4 protein-coding genes are annotated in these 4,029 nt (G+C 73.1%); all 4 read right to left on the bottom strand.

Annotation, left to right across the window (positions count from 1 at the left end):
• Positions 1 to 134: 134 nt before the first annotated feature.
• Positions 135 to 1,067 (bottom strand): galactofuranosyltransferase GlfT1, encoded by a 933-nt coding sequence (glfT1, locus tag ACI783_RS19705; RefSeq protein ID WP_457142021.1) that lies wholly within the window; start codon positions 1,065 to 1,067, stop codon positions 135 to 137.
• The gene (wzt, locus tag ACI783_RS19710) at positions 1,064 to 1,807 is read right to left on the bottom strand and encodes a galactan export ABC transporter ATP-binding subunit Wzt/RfbE (protein ID WP_457142022.1); all 744 of its coding nucleotides are present in this window, start codon (positions 1,805 to 1,807) and stop codon (positions 1,064 to 1,066) included. The genes glfT1 and wzt overlap by 4 nt, the downstream gene beginning before the upstream one ends.
• Before the next feature lie 17 nt (positions 1,808 to 1,824).
• On the bottom strand, positions 1,825 to 2,664 hold the full coding sequence (gene wzm, locus ACI783_RS19715) for a galactan export ABC transporter permease subunit Wzm/RfbD (RefSeq protein WP_457142023.1): 840 nt from the start codon (positions 2,662 to 2,664) through the stop codon (positions 1,825 to 1,827).
• Positions 2,665 to 2,740: 76 nt separating this feature from the next.
• Positions 2,741 to 4,029, bottom strand: a 1,289-nt coding sequence (locus tag ACI783_RS19720; RefSeq protein WP_457142024.1) for an LGFP repeat-containing protein, incomplete at its 5' end; no start/stop codon positions are given.

Consider the following 4,029-nt stretch of genomic DNA (forward strand, 5'->3'; position numbering starts at 1 on the left):
CCCCCCCCCCCCCCCCCCCCCCCCCCCCCCCGCCCCCCCCCCCCCCCCCCCCCCCCCCCCCCCCCCCCCCCCCCCCCCCCCCCCCCCCCCCCCCCCCCCCACCCCCCCCCCCGGGCCCAGCGCGCCGCGGGAGGTCAGTCCCGGGTGAACCGCTCGCGTCGGCCGGCCCGGGTCAGCCGGAGCCACTCACGCCAGCCGGCGCGGTCCCGGCGGGAGACCAGGAAGAACCAGCTGAACCGGACGAACTCCAGCGGCAGCAGCCAGCGCATCCCGGGCTGGGCCATCAGGTAGCCGCGGTTGCGGTAGGTGAAGAAGCGCTTGACCTCGTTCGCTGGGTACTGCGCCGACAGCCGCCCACCCAGGATCGGCGCGAACTCCGTGGTGCCCTCGGGGTGCAGGTAGACCGCGGCCGGGGCGGTGCCGAAGGGCAGCCCGGACCGGACCAGCCGGCGGTGCACCTCGGTCTCGTCACCGCGGAAGAAGAGCCGGTAGTCGGGCACACCGACGACGTCGAGGGCGGCGGCGCTGAACAGCGCCCCGTTGAACAGCGAGGCGTACTGCGGCAGCAGGTCGAGCCCGGCGAAGTCGCTGCGGCGGCGGCGCCAGCGCAGCCCGCGACGCAGCGGGAAGGCCAGCCGATCGGGGTCGGACATGTCCGCGACCAGCGGGGAGACCTCGGCGAGGCCGTGCCGCGCCGCGGCGTCCACCAGCGTCTGCAAGACCGTTCCGTCGGCGGGGCGACCGTCGTCGTCGGCGCACCAGACCCAGTCCGCGCCCAGGGCCAGCGCGTGCAGCATGCCGAGCGCGAAGCCCCCGGCGCCCCCGAGGTTGCGCTGGCTCGGCAGGTAGGTGACCGGCAGCCCGCTGGCCGCGACGACCTGCTCAGCCGGTTGGTCGGGCCCGTTGTCGACGACCACCACGTGGTCGACCGGGTGGGTCTGCGCGGCGATCGCGGCGAGGCTCAGGGCCAGCAGCTCGGTGCGGTGCCGGGTGACGATCACCGCGACGACGCGGCCGGTGGCCGGCCGTGACGGGCGGGCGGCCGCGGGCTGGGCGCCGGCCGTCACGCACCGACTCCCTTGTAGGCCCGCAGGACCTCCTCCAACTCGCCCTGCATGCGCACCTGCCCGTGCTCCATCCAGACCGCGGTGTCGCAGAGCTCGCGGAGGAACTCGTCGGAGTGGGAGGCGAACACCAGCAGACCGGCTCGTTCGACCAGCTCGGACAACCGCTTCTTGGACTTCTCCAGGAAGGCTGCGTCCACGGCGCCGATGCCCTCGTCGAGCAGCAGGATCTCCGGGTCGATGCTGGTGACCACCCCGAGGGCCAGCCGGACCCGCATACCGGTGGAGTAGGTGCGCAGCGGCATCCGCAGGAAGTCACCGAGCTCGGTGAACTCCGCGATGTCGTCGACCCGCTCGTCCATCTGTTTGCGGGTCATCCCCAGGAAGAGCCCTCGAATGATGATGTTCTCCAGGCCGGAGACCTCCGGGTCCATCCCGACGCCCAGGTCGAACACCGGGGCGACGCGTCCCCGGATCTCGGCCGTTCCGCGGGTCGGCTCGTAGATGCCCGACAGCAGCCGCAGCAGCGTGGACTTGCCCGCGCCGTTGTGACCGACCAGGCCGACCCGGTCGCCGTGCTGCAGGTGCAGCGACACGTCGCGCAACGCCTCGATGATCGGCACCTTGCTGGTGCTCGCGATGTTGCCCCCGACCACGCCCATGACGGTCTTCTTCAGCGACCGGCTCTTCGCGTCGAAGATCGGGAAGTCGACGCAGGCGTCCTTCGTCGTGATGCTGACCATGCCGGTGCCGTCCACACTCACACCCAGTACGCGATTCGGGAGCGGTAGCGGCGCAGCGCGAACAGGGTCAGCGCCCAGCCCACCACCGTCATGACGGCGACCACGATCCAGCTGTGCCACAGCTGGGGCTCGCCCAGCATCGGCCGCCGGAGGATCTCCAGATAGTGGAAGAACGGGTTGAGCTGCACCAGGGCAGCGCGCTCGGCGATCGCCGGCTGGCTGCTGTTCTGCAGGTCCTCGTACATCCACACGATGGGGGTCATGTAGAAGGCGAGCTGCACGATGGACTGGGTGATCGGCGTCAGGTCCCGGAACCGGGTGGTGACGATGCCCAGGAGCAGGGCGACCCACGCGCCGTTGAGCACCACCAGCAGGAAGGCCGGGATGGCGGTCAGGTCCGGCCAGCTGAAGTCCTGCCGGAAGATGAACAGCATCACCACGTAGACCACGAGGTTGTGCGCGAAGAACAGCACCTGCCGCCAGAGCAGCCGGTAGACGTGCACGCTCAACGGCGAGGGCAGGTGGGTGATCAGCCCCTCGTTCGCGATGAAGACGTCGGCGCCCTCGGCGATGCAGCCGCTGATGAAGCCCCAGATGATGAAGCCCACCAGCACGTAGGGCAGCTGGACGGCCAGGTCGTTGCCGAAGAGGCCGGCGTACAGCACCCCCAGCGCGACGGCGGTGACCGCCATCGTGATGGAGATCCAGATGGGCCCGAGGACCGACCTGCGGTAGCGCTGTCGGATGTCCTGCCAGCCCAGGTGGCCCCACAGGGCCCGCTGCTGCCATCCCCCGATGAGGTCGTCCGCCGCCCGGCGCCAGCTCCGGGGGCCGGCAGGCGCGGCGGTCACGGTCATGCCTCCCACGCTACCTGCGTGTCATCTGCGCCCGGCACCGCGCGTCCGCCGCCCGGGCCGGGCCCTCGCTGCCCGCTCATCTCAGCTGCACCGTGACCGCACCGTTCGCGCTCGACACGCTGATGGTGCCGCGCTGGAAGTCGGTGCGGGTGCCGCCGGGGACCGGGCGGGCCCCGGACGTCGGGTAGCCCAGCGGGCCCCGCTCCCAGCCGGTGCCCGCCCAGGCGTCCCGGACCACGGTGGGCAGCGCGTGCCCACCGGTGGCCTGGGTCCAGTACACCGACCCGCCCTGGAAGTGCGCGTACTGCGCCTTCCCGTCCGGCGTGGTCCGCACGTCGGTGGTCGGGTAACCCAGCACGCTGCGCTCCCACCCGGCCGCGGCCCACGCATCACGCACCGGACCCCGCACCACGCGCGCACCCGTGGCCGGCGACCAGTACACCGACCCGCCCTGGAAGTGCGCGAACCGGCCGCCCCCCACCGCCAACGCCGTGGCACTGGTCGTCGGGTAGCCCAGCGGACCCCGCTCCCAGCCGGTGGCCGCCCACGCCGCCCGCAGCTCCGCGGTCAGCACCCGCGCCCCGGTGGCCTGGGTCCAGTACACCGACCCGCCCTGGAAGTGCGCGTACTGCGCCTTCCCGTCCGGCGTGGTCCGCACGTCGGTGGTCGGGTAACCCAGCACGCTGCGCTCCCACCCGGCCGCGGCCCACGCATCACGCACCGGACCCCGCACCACGCGCGCACCCGTGGCCGGCGACCAGTACACCGACCCGCCCTGGAAGTGCGCGAACCGGCCACCCCCCACCGCCAACGCCGTGGCACTGGTCGTCGGGTAGCCCAACGGACCCCGCTCCCCACCGGTCGCCGCCCATGCCGGCAACAGCTCCGCGGTCACCGCCCGCGTCCCCGTCGCCGGCGAGGAGTAGACCGACCCCCGCTCGAACCGCTGCAGACTGCCCTTCCCGTCGGACAACCCTTGCACCTCCGCCGTCGGCACCCCCAGCACGGCCGGACCACCGGCGGCGAGGTAAGTGGAGAGGAAGGCGTCGCGCACGGCGCCTCCGGCAGCCCCCTCGGTGAAGACGGTGCCGCCCTGAAAGGGCTGGACGGTGAGGGTTCCGGTGGTCACCGCTGCACCGGTCGGGTAGCCCAGCGGGCCGTGCTCCCAGCCGGTCCGCGACCACACGCTCCGCACCGCGGCCGGCACGAGCACCTCCTCCCCGTCGATGAAGTACAGGGAGCCGCCCTGGAAGTGCTGGAACCGGGCCTTCCCGTCGGGGGTGCGCCCGGCCGCCGCGGTCGGGAAACCCAGCAGCCCCTCAGGACCACCCGCGGTCTCGTACGCCGTCAGCAACGCCGCCGGCA

This window comes from Modestobacter sp. SYSU DS0511 (assembly GCF_054050755.1).